At 57.5% G+C, this 25,277-nt stretch carries 22 protein-coding genes and 1 pseudogene; 8 read left to right on the forward strand and 15 right to left on the reverse strand.

The features are described from left to right. From SP99_RS09820 to SP99_RS09835, 4 genes are all read right to left on the reverse strand, one after another. Nucleotides 1-3,078: an efflux RND transporter permease subunit gene (locus tag SP99_RS09820; protein WP_047958422.1), complete on the reverse strand. Its 3,078-nt coding sequence runs from the start codon at nt 3,076-3,078 to the stop codon at nt 1-3. Next, entirely contained in the window at nt 3,075-4,223 is a 1,149-nt protein-coding gene (locus SP99_RS09825; RefSeq protein ID WP_047958423.1) for an efflux RND transporter periplasmic adaptor subunit, read from the reverse strand. Before SP99_RS09825 ends, SP99_RS09820 begins: the two co-directional genes overlap by 4 nt. A gap of 78 nt (nt 4,224-4,301) precedes the next feature. Beyond that, complete coding sequence (locus SP99_RS09830) at nt 4,302-5,498, reverse strand: sensor histidine kinase (protein ID WP_047958424.1); 1,197 nt, start codon at nt 5,496-5,498, stop codon at nt 4,302-4,304. Then, complete coding sequence (locus SP99_RS09835) at nt 5,495-6,190, reverse strand: response regulator (protein WP_047958425.1); 696 nt, start codon at nt 6,188-6,190, stop codon at nt 5,495-5,497. Before SP99_RS09835 ends, SP99_RS09830 begins: the two co-directional genes overlap by 4 nt. A gap of 123 nt (nt 6,191-6,313) precedes the next feature. On the opposite strand from SP99_RS09835, the gene SP99_RS09840 reads away from it, so the two are divergent. Next, nucleotides 6,314-7,099 (forward strand): MipA/OmpV family protein, encoded by a 786-nt coding sequence (locus SP99_RS09840; RefSeq protein ID WP_047958426.1) that lies wholly within the window; start codon nt 6,314-6,316, stop codon nt 7,097-7,099. A 35-nt stretch (nt 7,100-7,134) separates the two neighbouring features. Here the strand turns inward: SP99_RS09840 and yajD are convergent, their stop codons facing one another. Continuing rightward, nucleotides 7,135-7,482, reverse strand: coding sequence for an HNH nuclease YajD (gene yajD, locus SP99_RS09845; RefSeq protein ID WP_023617218.1), 348 nt, complete (start codon nt 7,480-7,482; stop codon nt 7,135-7,137). 178 nt (nt 7,483-7,660) lie between these two features. Between yajD and SP99_RS09850 the strand changes: the two genes are divergently transcribed. Next, entirely contained in the window at nt 7,661-8,686 is a 1,026-nt protein-coding gene (locus SP99_RS09850) for an LLM class flavin-dependent oxidoreductase (RefSeq protein ID WP_047958427.1), read from the forward strand. Between the two features lie 28 nt (nt 8,687-8,714). Then, nucleotides 8,715-9,662, forward strand: a complete 948-nt coding sequence (locus SP99_RS09855; RefSeq protein ID WP_047958428.1) for a zinc-dependent alcohol dehydrogenase family protein — start codon at nt 8,715-8,717, stop codon at nt 9,660-9,662. Between the two features lie 3 nt (nt 9,663-9,665). Here the strand turns inward: SP99_RS09855 and SP99_RS09860 are convergent, their stop codons facing one another. Continuing rightward, nucleotides 9,666-10,700 (reverse strand): AI-2E family transporter, encoded by a 1,035-nt coding sequence (locus tag SP99_RS09860; RefSeq protein ID WP_047958429.1) that lies wholly within the window; start codon nt 10,698-10,700, stop codon nt 9,666-9,668. Between the two features lie 133 nt (nt 10,701-10,833). Between SP99_RS09860 and SP99_RS25325 the strand changes: the two are divergent. The 4 genes and pseudogenes from SP99_RS25325 (at nt 10,834) to SP99_RS09875 (ending at nt 14,047) form a co-directional block, all read left to right on the forward strand. Continuing rightward, nucleotides 10,834-11,004: pseudogene (locus SP99_RS25325) on the forward strand (protein YdgV). A gap of 117 nt (nt 11,005-11,121) precedes the next feature. Beyond that, nucleotides 11,122-11,484 (forward strand): multidrug/spermidine efflux SMR transporter subunit MdtJ, encoded by a 363-nt coding sequence (mdtJ, locus tag SP99_RS09865; RefSeq protein WP_025758605.1) that lies wholly within the window; start codon nt 11,122-11,124, stop codon nt 11,482-11,484. Continuing rightward, entirely contained in the window at nt 11,471-11,800 is a 330-nt protein-coding gene (gene mdtI, locus SP99_RS09870) for a multidrug/spermidine efflux SMR transporter subunit MdtI (protein WP_047348730.1), read from the forward strand. The genes mdtJ and mdtI overlap by 14 nt, the downstream gene beginning before the upstream one ends. An 84-nt stretch (nt 11,801-11,884) precedes the next feature. After that, a complete protein-coding gene (locus tag SP99_RS09875) occupies nt 11,885-14,047 on the forward strand; it encodes a bifunctional diguanylate cyclase/phosphodiesterase (protein ID WP_047958430.1) in 2,163 nt (720 codons plus the stop codon). A 1-nt stretch (nt 14,048) separates the two neighbouring features. Here SP99_RS09875 and SP99_RS09880 read toward each other — a convergent pair whose 3' ends face one another. From SP99_RS09880 to puuD, 9 genes are all read right to left on the reverse strand, one after another. Continuing rightward, nucleotides 14,049-14,870, reverse strand: a complete 822-nt coding sequence (locus tag SP99_RS09880) for a trypsin-like serine peptidase (protein ID WP_045284891.1) — start codon at nt 14,868-14,870, stop codon at nt 14,049-14,051. Between the two features lie 278 nt (nt 14,871-15,148). Continuing rightward, nucleotides 15,149-15,541, reverse strand: coding sequence for an acid resistance repetitive basic protein Asr (asr, locus tag SP99_RS09885; protein ID WP_045284890.1), 393 nt, complete (start codon nt 15,539-15,541; stop codon nt 15,149-15,151). A gap of 166 nt (nt 15,542-15,707) precedes the next feature. Beyond that, nucleotides 15,708-16,247: a thioredoxin fold domain-containing protein gene (locus SP99_RS09890; protein ID WP_025758611.1), complete on the reverse strand. Its 540-nt coding sequence runs from the start codon at nt 16,245-16,247 to the stop codon at nt 15,708-15,710. Between the two features lie 163 nt (nt 16,248-16,410). Further along, nucleotides 16,411-17,898 carry a carboxypeptidase M32 gene (locus SP99_RS09895; protein ID WP_047958431.1) on the reverse strand — a complete coding sequence of 496 codons (1,488 nt, stop codon included), beginning with the start codon at nt 17,896-17,898 and terminating at the stop codon, nt 16,411-16,413. A gap of 149 nt (nt 17,899-18,047) precedes the next feature. Then, nucleotides 18,048-19,319, reverse strand: a complete 1,272-nt coding sequence (gene puuE / locus SP99_RS09900; protein ID WP_047958432.1) for a 4-aminobutyrate transaminase — start codon at nt 19,317-19,319, stop codon at nt 18,048-18,050. A 25-nt stretch (nt 19,320-19,344) separates the two neighbouring features. Beyond that, a complete protein-coding gene (locus tag SP99_RS09905) occupies nt 19,345-20,625 on the reverse strand; it encodes an NAD(P)/FAD-dependent oxidoreductase (RefSeq protein ID WP_047958433.1) in 1,281 nt (426 codons plus the stop codon). After that, the gene (puuC, locus tag SP99_RS09910; protein ID WP_047958434.1) at nt 20,622-22,115 is read right to left on the reverse strand and encodes an aldehyde dehydrogenase PuuC; all 1,494 of its coding nucleotides are present in this window, start codon (nt 22,113-22,115) and stop codon (nt 20,622-20,624) included. Before puuC ends, SP99_RS09905 begins: the two co-directional genes overlap by 4 nt. Nucleotides 22,116-22,272: 157 nt before the next feature. Then, complete coding sequence (gene puuR, locus SP99_RS09915; RefSeq protein ID WP_008502454.1) at nt 22,273-22,830, reverse strand: HTH-type transcriptional regulator PuuR; 558 nt, start codon at nt 22,828-22,830, stop codon at nt 22,273-22,275. Nucleotides 22,831-22,855: 25 nt separating this feature from the next. Continuing rightward, nucleotides 22,856-23,620 (reverse strand): gamma-glutamyl-gamma-aminobutyrate hydrolase, encoded by a 765-nt coding sequence (gene puuD, locus SP99_RS09920; protein WP_047958435.1) that lies wholly within the window; start codon nt 23,618-23,620, stop codon nt 22,856-22,858. 214 nt (nt 23,621-23,834) lie between these two features. Here puuD and SP99_RS09925 point away from each other — a divergent pair, with 214 nt between their 5' ends. Then, nucleotides 23,835-25,253: a glutamine synthetase family protein gene (locus SP99_RS09925; RefSeq protein ID WP_047958436.1), complete on the forward strand. Its 1,419-nt coding sequence runs from the start codon at nt 23,835-23,837 to the stop codon at nt 25,251-25,253. Nucleotides 25,254-25,277 lie beyond the last annotated feature (24 nt).

The following is a 25,277-nucleotide window of genomic DNA, read 5'->3' on the forward strand; positions in this document are numbered from 1 at the left end:
TCAGCGCGGTCCGTCTTCTGCGGCTTTGCGCTGAGCTCCCCGCTGTAACAGCAGGCTAAACGACGCGGGTAACACGGTCAGCGTCACCAGCGTCGCAGCCAGCAGCCCGCCGATAATGGCATAGGCCATTGGACCCCAGAAAACCTGGTGAGAGATCGGGATCATGCCCAGAATGGCGGCGCAGGCGGTCAGACAGATGGGTCTGGCCCGGTGCTCCGCCGCTGCCATAACTGCGGCATCATTTGCCATCCCCTGAGCTAGATTACTGTCAACCTCGCTAATCAATATCACCGCGTTACGTACGATCATTCCCGCGAGGGCGATGACGCCCAGCAGCGCGACAAACCCCATCGGCGTGCCGCCGGGCAGCATAGCCAGCACGATCCCCGGTAAACCAAACGGGGCCATCAGGAGCGCCAGCAGCATCCGGGAGTATCTCCGCAGCTGGAGCATCAGAAGCAACAGCATGATGACCAGCGTCACCGGAAGAACGGTAAAGACGGAGCTGTTCCCCTTATCCGATTCGGCGACCGCGCCGCCTTCTTCAATGCTGTAACCTGCGGGCAGGCTCGCGCGCAGTTTATCCACCGTCGGACGCAGCGCGGCGGATACCGCTTCAGCCTTCAGCCCCGGGGCAAGGTCGGTTTGCACCGTGATAAAGGGCACGCGCTGGCGGCGCCAGATGACCGGATCGTCCACGCCCCAGACCGGCGTCGCGACGGCGCTGAGCGGAATTTTTTTAACGTCATTCCCCTGAATCGTGAGCGAGGAGAGGGTGGCGGTGCTGTGGCGCGCGCTGTCCTCGGCCCGCAGCACCACGTCGACAAGGCGGTCATTATCCCTGACCGAGGTGATGACGCTGCCGGACCAGACGGTATTCAGCGTGCGGGCGAGGCTTTCGGACGATATTCCCGCCGCCCTGGCCGCCGTCTGATTCACCTTAAGGGTGATGACCCTTTCAGGCTCTCCGGCCGTCTGGTTAACGTCGCGTGAGAACGAAGACCGGCCAATCGCGTCCGTGAGACGGTTCGCAAACGCCCGGACCTGCAGATAATCCGGCCCGCTCACCCGGTATTTGATGGGCCAGCCGACGGGAGGCCCCAGCTCAAGGGGCGACACGCGCGTGATGATGTCGCTAAATTGCGTTGCCAGGATCGTGTTGAGCTGTGCGTGCAGACGATCCCGCGCCGCAAGATCCTTCGCGACCACAACCATCTGGGCGATATTTTCATTTTCCAGCAGCACGTCCATCGGCATGTAAAAACGGATGGCGCCTGAGCCAACGTACGTCGAAAAGCGATCGATATTGCTGTTGTCGGCCAGCGCCTTTTCCAGCTTTTCCACCTCTCTGAGCGTTTCCGGCTGCGACGCGTTGGCCGGAAGCGTCAGGCTGACCAGCAGCTCGGGCCGGTCCGAGGCGGGGAAAAACTCGCCCTGCATAAACGTCGTGCCGTACGCTGACAGCCCCAGCGCGGAAAGGGCGAGCAGCACGGTAGCGACTCGGTGACGCAATGCCAGGCGTAAAAGCCGTCCGTACCCGCGCGCGATCCTTCCGGGTTCTGCCGCGTGATGTCTGACTGTTTCCGGCAGCAGCCACGTACCCGTTAGCGGCGAAAACAAGATCGCGACAACCCAGGAGCAGAGCAGGGCAATGAGCACCACCGCAAAGAGGGAAAAACAGTATTCACCGGCGCTGGAGGCCGCAAAACCAACGGGAATAAAACCGGCAATCATTACCAGAGTACCGGTGAGCATCGGGAAGGCCGTCGTTTTGAATGCGTGGGTGGCCGCGTGCCGACGGGAATCCCCCGCTTCCAGCCGGGAGACCATCGTTTCGACGGCGATCATGGCGTCATCCACCAGCAGGCCCAGGGCGATGATCAGCGCCCCGAGCGAGATACGCTGAAGGCCAATACCTGCGAGCATCATGCCGGCAAACGTCATGGCGAGCACCAGCGGAATGGCCGTCGCCACCACCAGTCCGGCCCGTAAACCCAGCGAGACAAATGAAACCGCCAGCACGATAACAACGGCTTCGATAAGCACCCGGATAAACCCGCTTACCGCGTCACTCACCACCGCGGACTGATCGGCAACTTTCACCATCTCGATACCGTGCGGCAGCCCGGCGCTGAGGGTCGCCATTTTTGCGTTCAGCGCAGCGCCGAAACGCAGCATGTTGCCTGTCGGCGCCATCGACACCGCCAGCCCGATAGCCGGCTTGCCGTTCACCCGGTAGGCCGGAGCCGGTGGCTCGGCGATTTCACGGGTGACGGTGGCAATATCGGTCAGCGGAATATAGCGATTGTTAACGTGCAGCGTGACGGCGCGTAAGCTCTCTTCGGTGGTGAGCGCTCCGCTGACCTTTATCGCCATGTTCTCCTGCCCGGTTCGCATAACGCCAGCCGGGACAACCGCGTTTTGCGCCCGGAGGGCGTCGGCAACTTCCTGAATATCGAGCCCCATACCGGCCAGACGTGCCGGAGAAAAGGCGAGGACCCACTGCTCCTGCTGTTCGCCCAGCAGGGTGGTCTTACCCATATCCGGCAGGGACATGAGCTCGCGACGTATTGTCTCTGCGCGATCCCGCACCTCCCGCAGGGTAAAACCGTCGGGAATAAAGGCATAAATAGTGCCGAACGTGTCGTCAAACTCGTCGTCCACGGCAGGGCCCTGCACCCCGTCAGGCAGGGACGGCGCGATGTCCTGCATTTTTTTGCGAACCTGATACCAGATATCGGGCACGCGTTGCGGGGGCGTATCGTCACGGAGATTGACGTGGATAACGGTGCGTCCGGCACGGGTTTCACTTTCGAGATAATCCAGCCAGGGCGTTTCCTGCAGCTTTTTTTCAAGCGTATCGGTCAGCAGGCGGGTGGTATCCGCCACGGATGCTCCCGGCCACTGCGCGGAGACGACGGCCGTTTTAATGGTGAACGCCGGATCTTCATTACGCGGCAGCTTCTCATAGCAGAACACGCCCATCGCAATCACCAGCAGCATGAAAAAGCTGACCATCTGCTGGTTATTAAGCGCCCAGGCAGAGAGGTTAAATTTGGCTTCCGCTCCGGTACTCATGGCTGAACCTCCCCTGGCACCACCGGCTCGCCGGATCGTAATGTGCTCACGCCCGCCGTAATCACCCTGTCGCCTGGCTCAAGGCCGGAGTCAATCATAACGGAGGTGGCCGTATAGCTTGCGGGCACTACCGCGCGCAGCTGCGCCCGCGACTGTGAAGCGATCACAAAAACGGCCGGTTTGTCGCCGACGCGGGTCAGCGCCGACGCGGGAAGGGGGTACCCGGGCGGGGATGACGATGGCAACGTAACGGTGACGCTGGCGCCCAGCGCCATGGCCTCCGGTGGGTTTTGCAGGGTCGCTCTGACGCGCCAGGTGCGGGTCTGAGGGTCGGCCTGCGGGGTAATATCCCGCAGTACGGCAGAGGCCTGTACCGACGGGTCGCTGAGGAGGGAAACCCGCAACTCTGTCTTATCCAGAGGCGGAATCGCATCCGGAGTAGCAATATCAAACGCCACGTCGCGACCTTCTCCGGTCGCCAGCGTCAGCACGGACTGGCCGTCGCTGACAACCTGCCCCGCAGAGGCATTCACGGCCGTGATGACGCCCGCTTGCGGGGCGATCAGGCGCGTCCAGCCGAGGCTTTCGCGAGCATTTCGCCACGCGGCCTCGCTGCTTTTTAAGCGCGCGCGGGCGACAAGCCAGTCCGCACGGGCGCTGTCGAGCTGCGTGCGGGCTATCGCACCCGTTGGCATAAGCTTTTGCATGCGACTGACGTTAATCGCGGCGACCTGAGCAGAGGCTTTGGCACCTTCATAGTCGGCCTCAGCGTTGTCGAGCTGGTTTTTCCCGGTCGTATCGTCAAGCGTGGCCAGTAGCTGTCCGGCAGTGACCCGGTCGCCAATATCAACGCTGCGCGTCAGTACCCGGCCTCCGGTACGAAAGCTCAAGGTCGTTTCATCGTGGGCATGGATCTCACCGGTTCTTTCCAGCGCGGGAAGGGTTTGGGCGGTGCCAACGACGACGTAGCGTACCTTACGCACTGGGTCAGGTTTGTTTTCGTGTTTATCACCGCAGCCGGTCAGCGGAAAAATCGCCAGCGCAAGCAGGGCCAGGGGAAGAAAATGCAGCCAGGAAAGGGTGCGCGCCACGCCGTACAAATGATGCAGGCAGTGGCGGAGGGAGAGAAAAAATTCGTCTGACATAACGCCGCTCCATAAAGTGAATGGCGTTATTAAATGCGCGGCACGTCGAGAAAGATTCGATGTTCTGTCAAGGCTTTATCAAGAGTGGAAATTTTCATTATTGGACGGATGCCAGGGCAATACGATGCGTACGGCGAGGCCGCCCGTTTCGGGTAATGACGCGCTAATCTCACCCCCATGCGCCTGGCAAATTGCCCGCGCGATGGACAATCCGAGGCCGCTACCGCCGGAATGCCGCGCGCGGGACTGCTCCTCGCGGCTAAAGCGTTTAAACATTTCCGGTAAAAACTGGGGCGAAACGCCCGGCCCGTCATCGGTAAAGTCGAGAGTGTAACGCCCGCTGGCGTAACGCAGCGCCACATCAAGATGTCCGCCCTCGCGCCCGTAACGTAGCGCATTTTCCATGAGGATGGTAACGACCTGTCCCATACGGAACGCGTCGCCTCTGAAGGAACTGGTGCGCGGGTTACGAAGCGTAATCGTAAAATGATGCGCTTCGGCCTGCGGCATGATCCAGGCCGCCCGCTCCTGAATAAGCTCATCCAGAGAAAAGGCCTGCTCTTCCAGCACCAGATTTCCCGCGTCCGCTAACGAGAGAAGGTGAAGCTCATCGGTCAGGCGATTAAGATGCTGAAGCTGTTTCATCACCATGCCCAGCTGTGCCGGGCTGGCATCAAACACGCCGTCCAACATGCCCTGCAGACGACCAATGGCGGCCGTCAGGGGCGAGCGCAGCTCGTGCGCCATCGCGACGTGCGAGGCGCGGAGCTCTTTTTCATAGCGGGCGAGTTGCCCCGTCATGGAGTTAAAGTCGGTCGCAAAGCTGACCATTTCCGCCGGTGCATCCTTGATGAGTTCAGCCTGACGGCCAAACTGCCCGTCGGCGACATCCTTTGCCGCATCGCGAAGGCGGCTGAACTGCAGTGCCAGTGGTCGGGCGTGTTTGAGCCCCATCACCACGATAAACGGGATCATCACCAGCACCAGCAGGGCCACCGTAACCCAGTCCGCAGAGGCGATGGACGGTGTGGAATAGCTCAGGCCCCACCAGGTGTCCACAATCGAGTGGAAGCGGGCCGGATTGGCCTGCGGGTTCTGGCTGAGCGTAAGAAACTCCTGCCGGACCGCCGGTGGCATCCTGCCCATGATCCAGTAGTTCTGGACCGCATAGCGCAGCCACATGCAGGTGGCAATGACGATCACGCTGCCGATAGCCAGCGCCAGGATGCGCGCGCAAATCCAGCGCCACAGAGAGGAGTGCCGGTTTTTTATCATGGCTGTCTGAACCTGTAACCCACGCCGCGAACGTTGATCAGCACGCCTGAGATGCCCACCGCTTCGAGTTTTCTACGCAGGTTATAAATATGGGTGTCGACAACGCGCTCCAGCGCCTCGCTTTCCGGCAGACAGTGTTCCAGCAGGTACTGACGGGAAAAGGGGCGTGCGGGAGAGCGCAGCAGCGTTGCCAGAAGCGAGAATTCCGTTGGCGTAAGATCGAGCATCACGGGCGCGTCGTCGCCGTTGTCCACGCTCGCCACAATGGCGGCGACATCCACCGCCAGCGTTTGCCAGCGAAGGATCTCGTCGTCAGCCTCTTTTTTACTGCTGCGCCGCAGCACCGCCTGCACCCGAGCCACTACTTCCCCCGGATGATAAGGCTTCACAACGTAATCATCGGCACCGTACCGCAGGGCGCCAATGCGATCGGGAGTATCCCCCATGGCCGTGACCATAATCACCGGCACATCGCTTTTACGACGCAGGCCAGCCAGCACTTCGGTGCCGTTAAGCCCCGGCAGCATCACGTCCAGCAGAATGAGGTCTGGCTTCCACCGCTGTGCCATATCCAGCCCGGAATGACCGTCCCCGGTAATGGTCACGTCGTAATTTTCCCGCCGTAAATAGGCTTCGAGCACGCCAGCCGCATCGGCGTCATCTTCAATAATCAGCACTCTTCTGGACAACATCCGTTCACCTTGACCATTTCTTAACACTATCCCGACGATTCATTGATTCAGCCAAATCATACTGCGCCAACATTGTGTGGCCGTCCTGTATCAGGAGACGCCAGCGTCTGTATGGAGAGCAGTATGATAGCGATAAATAAAGTCCTGTATATGTCCGTCCCGCTTCTGATGATCGTGACTTCCGGCGTGCAGGCGGATGATGGCACCGCTTCCGATTCCCTAACCGTCGGGCTGGGAGGGCAATACGCCCCGCGTTACTCAGGCTCAGACAAGCAGGTGTGGCAGGTGGTTCCTGTGCTGCAGGGACGCAAAGGCGCTTTCTTCGTTGATGCGCAAAAAGGGGTGGGGTATGACCTGCAAAACGACAGCGGCTGGTATTTCGAACACACGCTGGGCTACGACCCCGGAAGGGCTGATAAAAATTCAGGCTGGCGTGAGGGTGCAAACAACCTGAAAGGGATGGGGGACATTGATGCCACCCTGAATACCGGCCTTGCCGTCGGCTGGCAGGCCGCGCCATGGCTGAGTATGGAAGGCAAAGCGACGCTGCCGTTAACCGACAGCCAGGGGGCAAGCTATCAGGCCTCCGTTACGCTGATCCCGGTACAAAATAACCAGGACACGATCGCCTTGCAGTCTGCGGCCCTGTTTGGCGACAGCCGTTACCTGAATACCTGGTATGGGGTCAGCGAGCAGCAGAGCCGCCGCACCGGCTATCGCCGCTATGCTGCGCCGGGTGGATTTTACGGCGTCGACACCAGCCTGACCTGGAGCCATCAGTTCGATGCCCACTGGGGGACGGTCCTGAGCGCGGACTATACCTGGCTTGGCGACCATGCAAATGACAGCCCGATAGTGCTGCGGCGTAATGAGGGGTCTGCAACCGCCGCTATCACCTGGACATTCTAAATTCGTGGATCACGATGTGAGCGAGAGGGAGAGGATTACTTCTTCTTATCCATCATCGCCTTTAAATCGGCAAACGGGTTAAACGTGGCGACGCCCACGTCTTTTTGCGCGTCTTCCCCGGCGACCACGGTGGTGCCGTACCGATCCGCTTCGGTGTATTTCGAATGCTCGTGATCGTGGCAAAACAGGCACAGCAGCTCCCAGTTGCTGCCATCTTCCGGGTTGTTGGTATGGTCGTGATCGATATGGTGAACCGTGAGTTCACGCAGATTGGAATAGACAAACTCCCGCGAGCAGCGTCCACACACCCAGGGATAGATTTTTAATGCTTTTTCGCGATAGCCGCTTTCCAGCCGCGCGTAGTTTTTGGGGATCAAAGCCATTGCCGATTTTACCTGCCATAAAAAGAGTGGGGAATAGTATATCCCATAACGTTGCGTCGTGACGAACCCGTCAGTTATGTCAATTTATTTGAACCATTCCGTTAAATAAACGGCATTTATTCTTACCGGGTAATGCGTAAAGTGGACAGCACGCAACGCATTCTCAGGACACATCGTAATGAAAAAGATCGGGTTTTTATCGTTTGGTCACTGGACACCTTCTCCGCAGTCCGGCACGCGCTCAGCGGCAGATACGCTGCTGCAGTCCATCGATTTAGCCGTGGCGGCTGAAGAGCTGGGGGCAGACGGCGCCTATTTCCGCGTACACCACTTCGCCCGACAGCTTAGCTCGCCGTTCCCTCTGCTGGCCGCCATTGGCGCAAAAACGAAAACCATCGAAATCGGCACGGGCGTGATCGATATGCGTTACGAAAATCCGCTGTATATGGCCGAGGATGCGGGTGCGGCGGATCTGATTTCCGGCGGTCGTTTGCAGCTTGGCATTAGCCGCGGCTCTCCGGAACAGGTTATTGATGGCTGGCGGCATTTCGGCTATGTCCCGCAGGAAGGGGAAAACGAGTCGGATATGGCGCGTCGTCATACCGAGGTGCTGCTTGAGGTGCTGCGTGGGGAAGGGTTTGCCAAACCGAACCCGCAGCCAATGTTCCCCAATCCGCCGGGGCTGCTGCGTCTGGAGCCTTATTCAGAAGGGCTGCGCGAGCGTATCTGGTGGGGCGCCGGTTCTAATGCGACGGCGGTATGGGCGGCAAAACTGGGCATGAATCTGCAAAGTTCAACCCTGAAAGACGATGAAACCGGTGAGCCGTTCCATATTCAGCAGGCAAAACAGATCCGCGCCTACCGTCAGGCCTGGAAAGAGGCCGGGCATACGCGCGAGCCGCGGGTGTCGGTGAGCCGCAGCATTTTTGCATTAATGGACGACCGCGACCGGATGTACTTCGGCACCAGCCGCAACGACAGCGACAGCGTGGGTTACCTGGATGAGAAAACGCGCGCCATCTTCGGGCGCAGCTATGCCGCGGAGCCGGATAAGCTCATTGAACAGTTGAAAAAGGACGAGGCGATTGCCGAGGCCGATACGCTCTTACTGACCGTGCCGAACCAGCTCGGTGTGGATTATAATGCGCACGTGATTGAGTCCATTCTCAAACATGTCGCACCGGCAATGGGCTGGCGCGAGTAGTTGTTACGCTAGCAGCCGTGAGATCGTTATGGAAAACCTGGCCCTCTGGTATCGCCGTTTTGGCGAGCCAGAATCTGTTCTGCAACCTGAAACCGCGTCATTGGGGGCGCTAGCACCGGGTCATCTCCGTGTCCGGATGCTGTTTTCGCCAGTCAATGCGTCCGATCTCATTCCCATCACGGGCGCCTATCGGCACAGAACTCCGTTACCGGCGGTAGCGGGGTATGAGGGCGTCGGTGTCGTTACTCAGGCTCCCGCGTCGTTTAGTCATCTGCTGGGTAAACGCGTTCTGCCGCTGCGTGGGCAAGGCACCTGGCAGCGCTATGTTGATTGCCCGGCCGAGTATGCAATCCCCGTACCGGACACCATTGACGTGCATCTGGCCGCGCGGGCCTATATCAATCCGCTGGCGGCGCAGATGATGCTGACCCGCTACCCCGCTCAGGGAAAACGGGTGTTGCTTACGGCTGCAGGATCGGATTGCGGCATTCTGCTGGGGCAGTGGGCGCGTCAGGCGGGGGCGGAAGCGGTGTACGGCATTCACCGTTCTGCGGTTCATGCGCAACGGCTGGAGGCGATGGGGATCATTCCTGTTGCGCAGCATGACGCGCAGCGGATCGCCTCCGTCGCCGCGCGCAGCGACGTCGTTTACGATGCCACCGGCGGGCCGCTTGCGGAAGCGATCCTCAGCGTGATGCCCGGGCAGGGGATGTTTGTCTGCTACGGACTGCTCTCCGGCCAGACTTTCCGACAGCTGCGTCCTGAGCCACGCGTGGCGTGGTTCCATATCCGTAACGGCCTGGATGCGCTCAGCGCGGAGACGTGGCGCGCGGCGTTCGATCGCATCTGGCTTCGCCTGCCCGCCAGCCGGTACAGCGATGTCGCGGTATACCCCCTGGCGGAATGGCAGAGGGCGCTCAGTGCTTATCGTGAAGGTGGAAGGACCTGCAAGCCCCTCCTGTCGATGATGGACTGACCGCTACTGATGGCTCATATCGCTCAGCAGCACGGCGATACTTTGCCCGCCCGCCGTCTGTTCCAGAGCAATTTTGACGATGATGGTCAGCGGGACGGAGAGCAGCATCCCTACGGGCCCGAGCAGCCAGCCCCAGAATATCAGGGATAAAAAGACCACCAGCGTGGAGAGCCCCAGCCCTCGCCCCATCATGCGAGGCTCAAGAATATTGCCGAACACCAGATTGATCGCCAGATATCCGGCCAGCAGAACCAGCGCGTCATAGAACCCACTGAACACCAGCACCTGAAGGATAGGGGGGATCGCCGCCAGCACCGACCCGATGTTGGGAATATAGTTGAGCGCAAACGCCAGTAATCCCCAGACAAACGCAAAGCGGACGTCCAGCGCCAGCAGCATCAACCAGACGACAACGCCCGTCACCAGGCTAATAGCCGTTTTCAGCACCAGATAGCGGGAAACGCTGTCCAGCGCGCGTTGAATGGCCCCCATTCCCTCAACCGGCCGGACCATGATCTGCTGCAGCTTCGCCGGCAGCTGGGGCACCTCCAGCAGCATAAACACCACCGTTAAGAACAGCAGGAAAATGGAGGTCATGGCATTGGAAAGCTGCGTCAGCAGGCTGGTGACAACTGTCATGGCCGCATTGGGGTCAATATATTTAAGGAGCTCTTCGACCGAGACTTCGATCCCCGCGCGCTGCAGCCAGGGTTCAATCTGCAGCAGCGGTATTGCCAGCGAAGAGCGGTATTTCGGCAGCGTTCGGGCCAGCTCATTCAGCGAGGTGCCGAGATAGGCCACCAGCAAGACCATGGCGATAATAATAATGCTGATAAGCAGCGTGATCGCCAGCACGCGCGGGATGCGTAGCCGCGTCATGCGCTGCACCAGTGGATTAAGGATCACCGCAATAAACAGCGCCAGAATAAACGGCACAATGATGTCGGCGGCAACGCGAACGCCTGTCAGTATAATCACCAGCATGCCCAGCATGATGACAGTTTTTAACCCGTTCAGGGTAATGATGGGTTTGGCCATGGTGACTCCGCAATGTTCTTTTTATTTATAATAAAGGTGAAGGGCGATGCAATAAACTAACCAAAATCAAACGAGATGAGTAAAGAATTGCAAAGACTTTGAGTTAAATCCTGGCTTATGGTACAAATTTGGCGTGTTCAACTACCGAGGACAATTTTGATCCGCAAAGACGAGAAGCAACACCGCGGATAATTGTAATTTTATGGACAATATGTTCAGGACGTACTCTTCAAACCACACTGCTGTATTTTTCACCTCTTTTTACCTGCTTTCTGGTGAGCAACACTGGCGCACCGCACTATAGTCATATCTTCTGCCTGAGCTGGCGCTAAGCGCTTAGCTATCTGATTTCAATTCGTATTTTTTGGTTTGCTGCGTACAGCGAGCCACGATGGATTATATTCTCAAGCAGGAGAAAAACATGTTTTACTGGATCCTTTTAGCTCTGGCAATTATCGCGGAAATTACCGGCACGCTGTCGATGAAATGGGCAAGCGTCAGCGAGGGTAATACCGGATTTATTTTAATGCTGGTGATGATTTCCCTTTCTTATATTTTCCTCTCGTTTGCGGTGAAAAAAATTGCGCTGGGTGTCGCGTATGCCCTGTGGGAAGGGATCGGCATTTTATTAATTACGTTGTTCAGCGTGCTGATATTTGATGAAACATTAACAACCATGAAGATCGCTGGCTTAACAACGCTGGTCGCGGGTATTGTGCTGATTAAATCGGGTACCCGTAAACCGACTAAACAGCTGAAGGAGCAGAACCATGCAACAGTTTGAGTGGGTTCATGCGGCCTGGCTGGGGCTTGCCATCGTGCTGGAAATTCTGGCGAACGTTCTGCTGAAATTCTCCGACGGTTTCCGTCGTAAAATTTATGGCCTGCTGTCGATTGCCGCGGTGCTGGGGGCATTCAGCGCCCTGTCCCAGGCAGTCAAAGGGATCGACCTGTCGGTGGCCTATGCGCTGTGGGGCGGTTTTGGTATCGCCGCCACGCTGGCCGCAGGCTGGGTACTCTTCGGGCAGCGTTTAAATAACAAAGGCTGGATCGGGCTCATACTGCTGCTTGCCGGCATGATCATGATAAAACTCGCCTGACAGACTTCACGCCATGATTTACAGGCAGCGAAATTCGCTGCCTGTATTACGCTTAGAAAAGCAAAACCGTGAAGAGGATGGCTGATGTATCGCACATTAAGCTGGCGCAATATTCCCAATGCGAGAACGTTGTTTGCCATGGTCTTCATGGCGGGGATCGGCTTAATTATCTCCATCGTCGCACTTCTCTATCTTTCCCTGCATCTTATCAGTACCAAAACCAATGAAATTGACGAACACCGCACGGCGCTTTCCGTGCAGGGCGCCATTCAGACATCGGTGAATCGCGTCTCCTCACTGGTGCTTGATAACGCCGTCTGGGACGATGCGGTGCGGGAGGCTTACCGCTCCACGCTGGATACCGACTGGTTGTACAACACCTGGGGCGCCGGCTTTAAAATCAACAACCTCTATGACGGCACCTTCGTGCTGGATGAACATTTCAATGTCATCTGGGGCTCGTTTAAAAGTCAGCCTTTTCAGGAGACGACGCTCGATTTTTTCGGCAAAGGCCTGAAAGCCCTGATTGACCAGCATGCGCGCGCCTTAGCGAGCGAGAAAAATATCTATGCCGGGATCAGCAAAACGCGAAGCGGCGTCGCCTTTGTGGGGATTGGGCTGATACGCCCAATGGTTGGACGATTGCGGGTGACCGATGGAACGCGCCGCTATCTGGTGATTACCCGTCACCTGAACGCCCGAATATTGTCTGACCTGGGGGCGACCTTTCAGATTGAGAACCTCAACTTTACGCCGGAAAAAATCAACGCGCTGAGTATGCCGCTGCGCAGCGCGGCAGGGGAGTTGGTCGGTTATCTGAACTGGCAGGCGCGGCTTCCGGGCGCGCAGGCCGCCCGGGCGGCCTCTTCTGACATCAGACAGATTGTGGTGCTGGCCTCGGCTCTGATCCTGCTGTTTATTCTGGTGAGCAGCGTGGGGCTGTACAAGCTTGCTCGCGGAGAGAGTCTGGCGCGTCTGGTCGCCAGAACGGACTGGCTAAGCCGTCTGCCGAACCGGCGTGCACTCATTGAAGCGCTGGACCGGGTGAGTTTACGGGGGGATATCGACGTCAAAAGCGTGGTGTTCATCGATCTGGATGGCTTTAAAGACGTCAATGATATCTACGGTCACAGCGTGGGTGACGATCTGATTGTGGCGATTGCGAAAACACTGAATGAACGCGTGCCGCCGGGCGGAATGCTGGCGCGAATGGGCGGGGATGAATTTGCCATGACCATTGGCGGAGATAACGCGGAAGCCCGGGCCGCCGCGTTTGCCGTTTCGGTGCTGGACGCGTTCGCCACCCCGATTCAGCTGGGGGAACGCACAATTCATATGGGGGCCAGTATCGGTATCGCCAGCGGAACCCTGATTGAATGCACCAGCTCCGAGCTGTTTCGTCGCGCCGATATTGCCATGTATCATTCCAAAATGAGCGGGAAAGGGCGGATTACCCACTACGACGCCGAACTGAACAGCGCCCGTGAACGCAAGCTGGCGATTGAGAATCAGATCCGTAACGGCCTGGAGCGTGATGAGTTCGAGGTCTGGTATCAGCCGATTATTGATGCCCACAGCCAGAAAATGAGTAGCGTCGAGGCGCTGGTCCGTTGGCCACGGCGTCCGGAAGGGCCCCTGGGCCCGGATACCTTTATCACCATCGCGGAGACCAGTGGCCTGATTTACAAACTGGGGCAGTTTGTGTTGCAGCGTGCCTGTCAGGATCTGCAGCCGTACAGTGACTTAACGCTCTCGGTTAATATCTCCCCCGCACAATTTCGCGATCCTGCCTTCGAAGAAAAAGTCGCCAGCGTGCTGGAGATCACCGATTTTCCGGCCAACCGACTGCAGCTTGAGGTCACCGAGTCCTATGTGCTGGAAAACCCGGAGCGTGCCCGTATGGCAATAGCCAACCTGAAGGCGTTGGGTATCGCGGTAGCGCTGGATGACTTTGGCACCGGTTATTCAAGCATTGGCTATTTACGGCGTTTCAACTTTGACACCATCAAGATCGATAAGTCGCTGGCCGGGCTGGTAGACAATGATGAACAGGCGGCCGCGCTGGTGAGCGGCACGGTGCGGATCGCCAATGCGCTGGGCATGGCGGTGGTTGCAGAAGGGGTCGAAACCGAAAAGCAAATGAAACTCCTGCGGCTGGCTGGCTGCGATCAGCTGCAGGGTTTTTGGTTCAGCCAGCCCATGCCGATAGAGTCAATCAAGGCGTTACATCAGGTCAGACGGTGCTGATTTACTGCTGCGCCAGCGCTTCCAGCTGGTCGCGAAAACCGGTGACGGACAGGGCCCGGTTATCGGCACGCCAGCGGTCTTTCGCCGCCGGGGCGGAGCTCTGAACACCGATCAACTGCCAGCCGTTTTCCGTTTTCAACATCAGCGGTGAGCCGCTATCGCCTGGTAACGTATCGCACTGGTGAGAGAGTACGCTGGTTTGTGCCCAGCCGGTCACAATGCAGTCGGTGTGCGTGTAAAGCGTATCCAGATGATCGACAGGATAGCCTGATTGCGTCACCTTCCGGTCTGCGGCTTTCAGCGCGGCGGTAAGGGCGGCTTTATCACCGTCAAACAACGGCAGTGGCGTGATACCTGAAGGCGGGTAGCGTAAAACGATCAGGCCAAAGTCCCATGAGGCGGCGCCGGGTGGCACAATCCAGCCGTCACCATCCGGTTTCAGGCGTTTGCCGAGAGAGGGATCCACCCGGCCTTCAATGCCGTGGATTTCATAGCGCCAGGTGCCTTTTTGCGACACAAAGCGCAAGGCAACCGCTTTATCCGGCTTGCCGTTTGGCGGCGTTAACAGACAGTGGCCTGCCGTCAGGGCAAGCTGCGGAGTGATCAACGTGGCGGTACATAAGTTACCGCTGGCGGTTTCCAGCTGACCTATAGCATCCCAGGGGGCCTGGGTGGGATCGGCGACGCGCGTGCGATCGTCATGACCGAAAAAAAGCGTCTTTAGCTCTTTCGCGCTAATGGTGTCATCACCGCCATCATCCGCATGTGAGAATCCAGAAAAAAGACCAAACGTTCCCAGTAACAACACAACAGATTTACGCATATCACACTCTGGTGGGGGTAATTATGATTATTAAAAGTGAACCCTATGAAAATACTATAGACGGGACAGCGCTAAAGTGGGAGTAAAATCAGCGTGCTACATTCAGGAAAGATAAAAATGGCTGGCGATGAGCGCGCATAAAATAAGCAGGATCAGAATCAGCTCAAACCGATAGCGTCGCAGCATACGCCCTCCGGATAAAAAAACGGCGCGGAACCTTTTCCGGTTCAGCGCCGGTTTACCAACGTGCCCCGAAGGGCACGGTTAAGCTTGTACTCTTACGCAGCTGGCTGTGCAGCTGGTTTAGCAGCTTCGTGTTTTACTGCTTTTTTGTGATGCTTTTTAGCAGCCTGCGCTTTCTGTTCTACAGCTGGTTTGGTCGCTTTTTTGTGGTGCTTTTTAGCGGCCTGCGCTTTCTGCTCTACAGCAGGTTTAGTCGCGTCTTGTTTTACGGCTTTTTTGTGGTGCTTTTTAGCCGCTTGCGCTTTTTGCTCAGCAGCTGGTTTAGCGGCTTTATGATGTTTCTTGTGGTGTACCGCTTTTGCAGGCGCAGCGGTGGTGGTTGCAGCTGGCGCAGCGGCAGCTGGAGCAGTTGCAGTAGTCTCAGCAGCGAACGCAGCAGAAGACAGACCCATAGCAGCGGCAACAACCAGAGCTAATACTTTATTCATGTTCATACCCTCGAATTTGGTTTTTCATTTAACCCCACTGCGGGGCCGTTGAAATAACTATATCCCTGTAAATTCGGGGTTTCCGTGAGTGATTGGTATCGGCGTGTAACGGAATGTACAAAGGGGGAGAAGCGTGTACGAACAGGCCCGTTCGTACACGTGTGGGCTATTTCTTTAACGCAGCCAGAATTGCAGCCGGTGGCTGGCTGCCAACAATCGAGCGTGATTCAGGCTCAATGACCACCATGAACGGTGTGATGTTGATGCCCAGCCTTTCAGCCAGCGCAGACTGGCGAGCGATCCGGTCGGAGCAGGCCTGGGTTGTGTCGTTATCCGGTAAAAAACCCGTCATCGCTTTTTGCAGGCTTTTGACCCTGTCGGTTGAACACCAGACGCGCCCCATATCCTCAATGACCGAGTCGCGAATAGCGTCGGGGGCAACGGTCAAAAACGACATGGTCAAACCGGCATCCGTATACTGCCTGACGTTTTTCACCACGTTGCTGCAGTAGATGCACTGGTTATCAATAAACACCAGTAGCTTGTATTTTTCTGCGGGAGCCTGAAATGTGATGGGCTGGAGGTCAGCGAGAGAGTGAGTGATATCGTTATATGCTTCTTGCGGAGTGTTATCCGCGGCCGCGAAGGTGCTTAAACTCGTCGCACACAGTACGGCTAACGCCATCGTTTTCATTATGCCTTTCATTAATCATCCCTTTATTTATTGTTAACCCTGGCCTGATTGCGGTGTATTTATATAGCCAGGATTTAACTACATACCTTAAGTGCGCTCGGAAAGGAATGTGCAAAATCATCTTATTATGCAGAAGGGCAAGGAAAGTGCCGGAGCGCGCTCCGGCAGAAGGGAATTACAAATAACGTGAAGTGAGATGTTCGCGGAAGTAACGGATATTGAGATCTTCCCCCGTCGCCTGGGTAATCAACTGCGAGGTGGTAAAGCGGCTGCCATGCTGCCAGATGTTCTGGCGCAACCAGTCAAACAGCGCCGAAAAATCACCTTCAGCGATTGAGGACTGCAGATCCGGAAGCGCCGTTTTCGCCGCATGGAACAGCTGTGCGGCATACATGGCCCCCAGCGTATACGACGGGAAGTAACCAAATCCACCGTCGGTCCAGTGAATATCCTGCATACAGCCGTTGCGGTAGTTGTCTTTGGTGGATAACCCAAGCCAGGCCTGCATTTTTTCATCCCACAGGGCGGGAATGTCGTCCACTTCGATCTCGCCGTTGATCAGCGCGCGCTCAATCTCATAGCGCAGCACCACGTGTGCCGGGTAGCTCACTTCATCGGCATCCACGCGGATGTAGCCCGGCTTCACGCGCTGGTTCCAGGCGATAAAGTTCTCTTCGCTGAACGCCGCCTGGCTGCCAAAGCGGGCGTGCACCGCAGGGAGAAGATGTTTAAGGAAGGCCTCGCTACGGCCAAGCTGCATTTCAAAGAACAGGCTTTGGGATTCGTGGATCGCGGTTGAGCGGGCGAGGGCAATCGGCTGTCCTGCCCAGGCGCGCGGCAGGTTTTGTTCGTAGCGCGCGTGTCCGGTTTCGTGGATCACGCCAAACAGCGCGCTGAGCAGTTCATCTTCGTCATAGCGCGTGGTGATGCGCACGTCCTCCGGTACGCCGCCGCAGAACGGGTGCGCACTCACGTCCAGGCGACCGCCGTTAAAATCGAAGCCGAGCATCTTCATCGCTTCCAGCCCCAGCTCGCGCTGTGTTGCCGTTGGGAAGGGGCCCTGCGGGGGAACAAACGACCGTTGAGCCTGTTTTTCCACCACGCTTGCCAGCAGGTCCGGCAGCCAGGATTTCATATCACCGAACAGAACGTCCAGACGGGCGCTGGTCATGTCGGGCTCAAAAATATCCAGCAGTGCGTCGTACGGTGTGCACCCTTTGGCTTCGGCCCGCAGACGAGCCTCTTCGCGGCTGAGTTTGACCACCTCTTTCAGGTTGGCGGAAAATCCCTGCCAGTCATTAGCGGGACGCTGGGTGCGCCAGGCGTGTTCACACTTGCTCCCCGCCAGGGATTTGGCCTCCACCAGCGATTCCGGCAGCAGTGAGGCCTGCTGATATTGACGCGTCATTTCCCGCAGGTTGGCGCGTTCGACGTCATTCAGATCTTCACCTGCTGCCGCAGCCAGCAGATCGCCCACCTTCTTATCGGTCAGGATCTGGTGTTGCAGGACGCTCATTTCTGCCAGCGCTTCGCCGCGCGCGGCGCTGCCGCCAGGCGGCATCATGGTGAACATGTCCCAACTGGCGATGGAGGAGAGGTGGGCGAAGCGGGAGAGGCGCTGGAAGGTCTTCACAAGTGACTGATAGGCGGATGTTTTTTGCAATTGTTTTTCCTCTTGCCAGGGATGTGTTTCAGGGAGCATACAATGAAACAGACCAAATTCCCCAACATTTCCCGCACGGAGGAGATCTCTGCAGATTTCCTTCGCTGAAACCGTCGCCGGCACCCCGGCAGACGGTTTTCGCTGGGCACTTAGACCTTATCACGCATAACCTGTTGCAGGATCGCCAGCGCCTGGGTGAACTGGGCATCCGGAATGGTCAGCGGATAAAGGAAGCGGATCACGTTGCCGTACTGGCCGCAGATCAATAACAGAAGGCCCTGAGCGAGAGCTTTTTGCTGGATCGCCTGCGCGATGGCGGCCGAAGGTTCACGGCTTTCGGGATCAAAAAACTCTGCCGCAATCATCGATCCTCTTCCCCTTATCGCCACGAGCGCAGGGAAGGTGCTCTGGATCTCATCCAGCGTGGATTTCAGTCGATCGCCCAGATGACGGGCGCGCTCGCACAGCGACTCGTTGTCGATAATATTCAGCACCGCGTGCGCGGCGGCCACCGCAAGCGGGTTGCCGGCATAAGTCCCCCCCAGACCACCGGGAGCCGGCGCATCCATGATTTCGGCGCGACCCACCACGCCAGACAGCGGCATTCCGCCTGCCAGGCTTTTAGCCATCGTCATCAGGTCGGGCTTGTCGGCGTAATGTTCCATGGCAAACAGTTTACCTGTACGGGCGAAGCCGCTCTGCACTTCGTCGGCAATCATCACGATCCCGTGCTCATCACAGATTCGGCGGATAGCGGCCACCAGCTCTGGCGGGGCGACGTTGAATCCGCCTTCACCCTGGATGGGTTCAAAGATAATCGCCGCCACCTGTTTCGCCTCAATGTCTGCTTTGAACAGGCGTTCTATCGCCGTAATGGCATCCTGCGTCGTGATGCCGTGCAGCTCTGAGGGATACGGCACGTGATAAACCGACCCCGGGAAGGGGCCAAATCCCAGCTTATAAGGCGCGACCTTGCCGGTTAAGGCCATGGTCATATAGGTTCGGCCGTGAAAGCCTCCCCCGAAGGCAATCACACCCGGTCTGCCGGTGTGGGCCCGGGCGATTTTAATGGCGTTTTCCACCGCTTCTGCGCCCGTGGTGAAGAACGCCGTTTTGGCCGGGCTCTGGACCGGGGCCAGCTCGTTAAGTTTCTCGGCTAATGAGACGTAGCTTTCATACGGCACAATCTGGTAGGCCGTGTGGGTGAACTGGTGAAGCTGTTTTTCCACTGCGGCCAGCAGTTCAGGATGACGATGTCCGGTATTCAGCACTGCGATCCCGGCGGCGAAATCAATATAGTCGTTGCCTTCCACGTCGGTAAGGGTGGCATTCTCCGCCGTGCGGGCAAAGAAATAACACATTACGCCTACGCCGCGCGGGGTGGCAGAAAGTCTGCGCTGATGAAATTCCTGGTTACTCATGTCAGATACCCTTTTGTCAAAACGATCATACGCCAAGACGATCGCGCAGGCTGTAATACGCCGCGCCCATCGCCGTAAATGGAATCCGCAGGCTGCGGCCGCCCGGGAAGGGGTAGTGCGGGAGGTTGGCAAACGCATCAAAGCGCTCAGCGTCACCGCGCAACAGTTCCGAGATCAGCCGTCCGGCCAGGTGGGTGCAGGTCACGCCGTGGCCGCTGTAGCCCTGCATGTAATAGATGTTTTTATCCAGACGACCAAACTGCGGCATACGCGACAGGGTCAGCAGGAAGTTGCCTGTCCAGCGGTAGTCGATTTTGACGCCGGCCAGCTGAGGGAAGGTTTTCAGCAGCTTTGGCATCACCAGGCGCTCGACATCGTCCGGATCGCGTGCGCCATAGACTACGCCACCGCCGTACAGCAGGCGGTTGTCGGCGGTGAGACGGTAGTAATCCAGCAGGTAGTTACAATCTTCCACGCAGTAGTTATTGGGGATCAGCGTGCGGGCTACCTCTTCCGGCAGCGGGGCGGTGGTCACCACCTGGGTGCCGCAGGGCATGCTGCGTTTTGCCAGTTCCGGTTCTATCTTATCGCCCAGATAGGCATTCCCGGCGACGATCACGTAGCGGGCCGTCACCTGACCATGTTGTGTGCTCACCAAGGCGGGGCTGGTGTGCTGAATGGCGGTGACCGGGGACTGTTCATACACCCGCCCGCCGTTCAGGCGAATGGCGTCCGCTTCGCCGATCGCCAGGTTCAGCGGATGAATGTGCCCCCCGCTGCGGTCCAGCAGCGCGCCGGTATAGCGTTCGCTGTCGACTTCCCGGCGGATGGCGTTGGCGTCCAGCAGCTCCAGCTGCGTGTTGCCGTAGCGTTCCCAGTTGGCTTTTTGCTCCTCCAGCGTTTCCAGCTGCTTATGGTTTAACGCCACAAACAACCCGCCGGGACGATAGTCGCACTGGATCTGATAGCGCTGGATACGCTCCCGGATGATTTCCCCGCCTTCAAACATCATGCTCCCGAGGACTCTGGCGGCATCGGGTCCGTAGTTTTTCTCAATCACGTCGATATCGCGGCTGTAGGAGTTAACCAACTGGCCGCCGTTGCGTCCGCTGGCGCCGAAGCCAATGCGCGCCCCTTCAAGGAGCACCACGTCGTAGCCCATTTCGGCGAGATGCAGCGCGGAGGAGAGGCCGGTATAGCCGCCGCCCACCACGCACACGTCACAGCTGATGGACTCGTTAAGCGTCGGGAAAGGTTCGTAAGCGTTCGCGCTGGCCGCGTAGTAGCTGGTGGTATGTTCGGTCATGATTGAGACTCCAGGGCAATCCAGATGGTTTTCAGTTCAGTAAATTTTTCGAGCGCGTGCAGGGACTTATCGCGACCGTTGCCGCTCTGCTTATAGCCGCCAAAGGGGACGGTCATATCACCGTCGTTATAGTTATTGACGAAGACCGAGCCTGCTTTCAGGCGACGGCTCATGCGGTGCGCGCGGGAGAGATCGCGGGTCCATACCGCCGCGCCAAGCCCATATTCACTGTCGTTGGCCAGCGTTAAGGCTTCCTCTTCGGTTTTAAAACGGGTGACAACCAGCACCGGCCCGAAAATCTCGTCCCGGCACAGCGGGGAGTCAGGGTCGATGTCGATAAAAATGGTTGGACCGACTGCGCAAGGCCACGATTGTTCCCGACCGTCCAGCAGAAGCGTACCTTTCCGGGTTCCCTCGCGAATAAACGTGTGGACGGTATCGGCGTGCCCGGCGTCGATGAGCATCCCCATCGTGCTGTCAGGATCGAGCGGATCGCCCGGCTGCCAGTGACTGGCCTGCGCTTTTAGCCTTGCCAGGAAGTCATCGGCGATGCTGTCTTCAAGCAGCAGGCGGGTACCGGCGATACAGACTTGCCCCTGGTTGTAAAATATCCCGGCGGCGGTCGCGCTCACGGCTTTGTCCAGGTCCGGGCAGTCGGCAAAGATAATGTTGGCGCTCTTGCCGCCGGCCTCCAGCCAGACGCGCTTCATGTTGCTTTCTCCCGCGTCCTTCAACAGCTGCTTGCCGGTACGGGTTGAGCCGGTAAACGTCAGCACCTCAACCTCCGGATGCAGTGCCAGCGCCTGGCCCGCTTCGTGGCCGTAACCGCTTATCACATTCAGCACGCCGTCCGGCAGACCCGCCTCTTTCGCCAGCCCGGCCAGCCGCAGGGCGGTAAGCGGTGATTTCTCCGATGGTTTCAATACCACGCTATTGCCCGCGATCAGCGCCGGGCCCAGCTTCCAGCAGGCCAGCAGCAGCGGGAAGTTCCAGGGGACGATGGCCGCGACAACCCCGATCGGCTCGCGCACGATCATCGCCAGCTCGCCCGGACCCGTAGGCGCCACTTCGCTGTAGACTTTATCCGCCGCTTCGGCGTACCAGCGAATGGCGCGAGCCGCGCCGGGAATATCGTCGCGCAGGCTGTGGCGGATGGGTTTACCGGTGTCCAGTGTTTCCAGCAAGGCCAGCTCTTCGCCGTGGTGTTCTATCAGATCGGCGAGCTTATTTAGCACGGCCTTGCGCTGCGTCGGCGACGCCTGCGACCAGTCACCGCGCTCAAATACCTCACGCGCGGCCTGAACCGCGCGGTCCACGTCCGCCTGCTTGCCCCGGGCCACGTTCGCCAGCGTCTGTTGGGTAGCGGGATTGACGGTTGCAAACGTGGCATTATCGGCGGCGTCACAATAAACACCGTTAATAAATAACCGGGTCTCAATGGCGCTGTTTTTTGCTTTATCCTGCCAGTAAGTCAGGTGCTGAAAATGCATATTCACTCCTTTCTTTCGCAATCAGATAAATAAAGGCATGGCCGTTTCAGGCAATACGAAGCCGTGAGGCATCCCGGGAATTAACCCGTTGAATGCCGACATTGATCGTTTTTATTTGTCCCGGCGTAAGCGTGCTTACGCCGGGACTGAGTGGTTATTAGAACGTGGTGGGGGTGTGGGCACTGATAATGCGGCAGATGCCTGCCGAGGTGTTGCTGAAGCTGTGCGGTATGCCGGTATTGATGGCATAGCTCTGCCCCGCAACCAGGTGATATTGCTGGCCATTAATGGTCAGCAATATTTCACCTTCCAGTATCGTACCGATCTCCTCACCCTGGTGTTTGATCCTCTCTCCGGTCGTGGTTCCAGGCTGGTAAGTTTCAAAAATCATCGCCAGCGTACGGTTCGGATTTCCGTTATGAACCAGCTTCATCGAAACCCCCTGACTGCCTATTTCGATAAGGTCTTCCTGATTAATAACCACCTGCGGTTCATCAGGTTTTTCCGGTTCCGAAAAGAATTCCGAGAGCGACAGCCCATAGACTTTCAGCAGCTTTTGTAGCGTACTGATGGCAGGACTGACTTTGTCCTGCTCAATGGTGCTGATGGCACTGTGTGTTAACCCAGACAGTTCGGCGGCACGCCGCTGCGAGAGACCCAGCTGCTGGCGGATCTCAGACAGACGTTTCCCTGGCGCCAGTCCGTCATCGCTCATAGTTGCATTTCCTTTACGGTAGTGGTCAAAGCCGTTGCTTCTCGGCAATGTGGCTTTGACAGGCGGTGATAAAACCTTCAAACAACATACGGGACAGGGCGTACTCGCTGCTGTTCCATTCGGGGTGCCATTGCACACCGAGGGCAAAAGGGTGGTCATGAACGCTAACCGCTTCGACCAGCCCGTCCGTCGAGCGGGCCTCCACGCGGAGCCGTGGTCCTAACGTTCGTGCGCCTTGCCCGTGTAACGAGTTTACCCAAAATGTGTTACAGCCTGGTATTAATTGAGACAGCAGTCCTCCTTCCTGAACCTGAACTTCATGAGACGGGGCGTATTGTAGCTCAACCGGCAGTTCAGGATCTTCCCGGTGTTCAAGCAGGTCGTTCTGCTCGAACAGGCGGCGATACAGCGTCCCTCCCGTCGCAACAACCAGTTCCTGCAGCCCCCGGCAGATGGCGAAAATGGGGATGCGCCTTTCGAGCGCGGCGGCAATCAGCGCCATACTCAGAAGATCTCGCCCGGGATCGGCGTTAGGCTCATCGCCGTTTTCACCATACAGGTGCGGCTGCACGTTACTGGGGCTGCCCGGAAGGTAAATCCCGTCCAGGGCAGGCAGCAGAGCGGTAATGAGCTCTGGCTCCGCCAGCGCATGCGGTAAGGCAATAGGTAAGCCTCCCGCGTTAATAATGGCATTCAGGTACTTTTCTTGCAGGGTCTGGGTCTCATGACCCTTAAGCCTGTTTCTACACATCACCACGCCAATGACTGGCTTGTTCATTATATTTTCCATGATCGCCCTCACAAAGTGGACTAAATTTAGGCCATTATCGCCTGTTAAACGGCCTTTTCGTTCAATATTTTCTCAATCTAGCAACGGGATCTGCCTTTTGCAAACTTAATTTAACATTTGACAAACAAATTATTTGCATACAGATTCGATAGGGTGGACATTATATTTGACAGTCCAGAGCAGCGAACGCAAATCCCAAAAACGGTGGTAAATCATGGAAACCAATATCGTAGAAGTTGAGAACTTTGTGCAGCACACGGATGAGAGGCGGGGCAGCGCCTTTACGCAGGAAGTGAAGCGCTATTTAGAAAAGTATCCTGACACCCAGTTTATTGATGTCCTCCTGACCGACCTGAACGGCTGTTTTCGCGGCAAACGCATCCCGGTTGCCGGGCTGAGCAAACTTGAAAAAGGCTGCTATTTCCCGGCATCGGTTTTCGCCATGGACATTTTGGGTAACGTAGTGGAAGAGGCGGGCCTGGGGCAGGAGCTCGGCGAGCCGGACTGTATCTGTGTGCCGGTGCCGGGCACCCTGACACCGTCCGCCGCCGACCCGGAATACATTGGTCAGGTGCAGCTCACCATGGTCGATGAAGATGGCGCTCCCTTTGACGTTGAGCCGCGGAACGTACTCAACCGACTCTGGCAGCAGCTACGCCAGCGCGGTCTGTTCCCCGTGGTAGCGGTAGAGCTGGAGTTCTATTTACTTGACCGTAAACGCGATGCCGACGGCTATCTGCAGCCCCCCTGCGCGCCGGGCACCGAGGTGCGTAACACCCAGAGTCAGGTCTACTCGGTTGATAATCTGAACCACTTTGCTGACGTGCTGAATGACATTGACGAACTGGCGCAGCTGCAGTTGATCCCCGCCGACGGGGCAGTGGCTGAGGCCTCCCCGGGCCAGTTTGAGATTAACCTGCACCATACGGAAAACGTGCTTGATGCCTGCGATGATGCGCTGGCGCTGAAACGTCTCGTCAGGCAGATGGCGGAAAAACATAAGATGCACGCCACGTTTATGGCAAAGCCGTATGAAGAGCATGCGGGCAGTGGGATGCATATCCACATCAGCATGCAAAACAACAGAGGCGAGAACGTGTTCGCAGACGCCAGCGGCGAGGATTCCGCGCTGCTGAAACGCGCGCTGGCCGGGATGATCGATCTGATGCCAGCGTCCATGGCGCTGCTGGCACCGAACGTCAACTCCTACCGCCGTTTCCAGCCGGGAATGTACGTGCCGACGCAGGCGTCATGGGGACACAATAATCGCACCGTTGCCCTGCGTATCCCCTGCGGCGATCGCCATAACCATCGGGTCGAATACCGGGTGGCGGGAGCAGACGCGAATCCGTATCTGGTGATGGCGGCAATTTTTGCCGGGATTTTACATGGTCTGGATAACGATTTACCCCTGCAGGAAGAAGTTGAAGGTAATGGTCTGGAGCAGGACGGACTGCCGTTCCCGATTCGTCAGAGCGATGCGCTGTGGGAATTTATGCAAAACGATCACCTTCGCGAGCGCCTGGGCGAACGTTTCTGCCACGTCTATCACGCCTGCAAAAATGATGAATTACTGCAGTTTGAACGCCTGATTACCGAAACGGAAATCGAGTGGATGCTGAAAAACGCCTGATGACGTGCCCCGGTAAGGGGCCGC

The organism is Enterobacter sp. BIDMC92 (assembly GCF_001030225.1).
Lineage (GTDB): Bacteria > Pseudomonadota > Gammaproteobacteria > Enterobacterales > Enterobacteriaceae > Enterobacter > Enterobacter sichuanensis.

Bases quoted from the DNA above. Each gene is read 5' to 3' on its own strand.
- SP99_RS09820 (WP_047958422.1), bottom strand. From the start codon at position 3,078: ATGAGTACCGGAGCGGAAGCCAAATTTAACCTCTCTGCCTGGGCGCTT.
- SP99_RS09825 (WP_047958423.1), bottom strand. From the start codon at position 4,223: ATGTCAGACGAATTTTTTCTCTCCCTCCGCCACTGCCTGCATCATTTG.
- SP99_RS09830 (WP_047958424.1), bottom strand. From the start codon at position 5,498: ATGATAAAAAACCGGCACTCCTCTCTGTGGCGCTGGATTTGCGCGCGC.
- SP99_RS09835 (WP_047958425.1), bottom strand. From the start codon at position 6,190: ATGTTGTCCAGAAGAGTGCTGATTATTGAAGATGACGCCGATGCGGCT.
- SP99_RS09840 (WP_047958426.1), top strand. From the start codon at position 6,314: ATGATAGCGATAAATAAAGTCCTGTATATGTCCGTCCCGCTTCTGATG.
- yajD (WP_023617218.1), bottom strand. From the start codon at position 7,482: ATGGCTTTGATCCCCAAAAACTACGCGCGGCTGGAAAGCGGCTATCGC.
- SP99_RS09850 (WP_047958427.1), top strand. From the start codon at position 7,661: ATGAAAAAGATCGGGTTTTTATCGTTTGGTCACTGGACACCTTCTCCG.
- SP99_RS09855 (WP_047958428.1), top strand. From the start codon at position 8,715: ATGGAAAACCTGGCCCTCTGGTATCGCCGTTTTGGCGAGCCAGAATCT.
- SP99_RS09860 (WP_047958429.1), bottom strand. From the start codon at position 10,700: ATGGCCAAACCCATCATTACCCTGAACGGGTTAAAAACTGTCATCATG.
- mdtJ (WP_025758605.1), top strand. From the start codon at position 11,122: ATGTTTTACTGGATCCTTTTAGCTCTGGCAATTATCGCGGAAATTACC.
- mdtI (WP_047348730.1), top strand. From the start codon at position 11,471: ATGCAACAGTTTGAGTGGGTTCATGCGGCCTGGCTGGGGCTTGCCATC.
- SP99_RS09875 (WP_047958430.1), top strand. From the start codon at position 11,885: ATGTATCGCACATTAAGCTGGCGCAATATTCCCAATGCGAGAACGTTG.
- SP99_RS09880 (WP_045284891.1), bottom strand. From the start codon at position 14,870: ATGCGTAAATCTGTTGTGTTGTTACTGGGAACGTTTGGTCTTTTTTCT.
- asr (WP_045284890.1), bottom strand. From the start codon at position 15,541: ATGAATAAAGTATTAGCTCTGGTTGTTGCCGCTGCTATGGGTCTGTCT.
- SP99_RS09890 (WP_025758611.1), bottom strand. From the start codon at position 16,247: ATGAAAGGCATAATGAAAACGATGGCGTTAGCCGTACTGTGTGCGACG.
- puuE (WP_047958432.1), bottom strand. From the start codon at position 19,319: ATGAGTAACCAGGAATTTCATCAGCGCAGACTTTCTGCCACCCCGCGC.
- SP99_RS09905 (WP_047958433.1), bottom strand. From the start codon at position 20,625: ATGACCGAACATACCACCAGCTACTACGCGGCCAGCGCGAACGCTTAC.
- puuC (WP_047958434.1), bottom strand. From the start codon at position 22,115: ATGCATTTTCAGCACCTGACTTACTGGCAGGATAAAGCAAAAAACAGC.
- puuR (WP_008502454.1), bottom strand. From the start codon at position 22,830: ATGAGCGATGACGGACTGGCGCCAGGGAAACGTCTGTCTGAGATCCGC.
- puuD (WP_047958435.1), bottom strand. From the start codon at position 23,620: ATGGAAAATATAATGAACAAGCCAGTCATTGGCGTGGTGATGTGTAGA.
- SP99_RS09925 (WP_047958436.1), top strand. From the start codon at position 23,835: ATGGAAACCAATATCGTAGAAGTTGAGAACTTTGTGCAGCACACGGAT.